The organism is Thiocystis violacea (genome assembly GCF_016583575.1).
GTDB classification, from domain to species: domain Bacteria; phylum Pseudomonadota; class Gammaproteobacteria; order Chromatiales; family Chromatiaceae; genus Thiocystis; species Thiocystis violacea.
Window position 1 is genome coordinate 1 of sequence record NZ_NRRG01000207.1, and the last position, 500, is coordinate 500.

Genomic DNA, 500 nt, shown 5'->3' on the forward strand with positions numbered 1-500 from the left:
CGAAGCGGTTGTCGACGTTCTTGAGGCAGTCCTCGACGGTAATTCTTGCCATGGTCGGGTGATCTCTAAAAGCTATTTTGGAGCGGATGAATCCAGAGCGGGCCGTGCATCTCGATGCGGTGGCGCGGCGCCGCGACGGGGCGCCCCGGGGCGGTCCTGGGACGGCCCGCGAACAGGGTGTGAACACTGCTCAGACTATCACAAGAACGGTGGGTTCAAGTAGCGTCCGGCAGGTCTTTGCGAGCGACCCGGCGCCGGCCCCAGGCCGGCGGCGCGGGATGTCGAGCGAGGCGCGCCGGTGGCGCCGGCTCAGCCCTCGAGCAGCGCTGCGAGCACGGCCTGCTGGCGCGCCTGGCGCTGGCGCTCGGCGGTGACGATCGCCGCCAGGGTGGCGAGCGCGGCGTCGAAGTCACCGTTGACCACCAGATAGTCGTACTCGTCGCCGTGGATCATCTCGTCGTGCGCCTGGGCCATGCGCCCGGCGATCACCGTGTCGCTGT

At 68.6% G+C, this 500-nt stretch carries 1 pseudogene; it reads right to left on the minus strand.

The features are described 5' to 3' along the window. Positions 1-309 precede the first annotated feature (309 nt). Positions 310-500, minus strand: a pseudogene (locus tag CKO27_RS24220) (guanylate kinase); the annotation flags it as partial.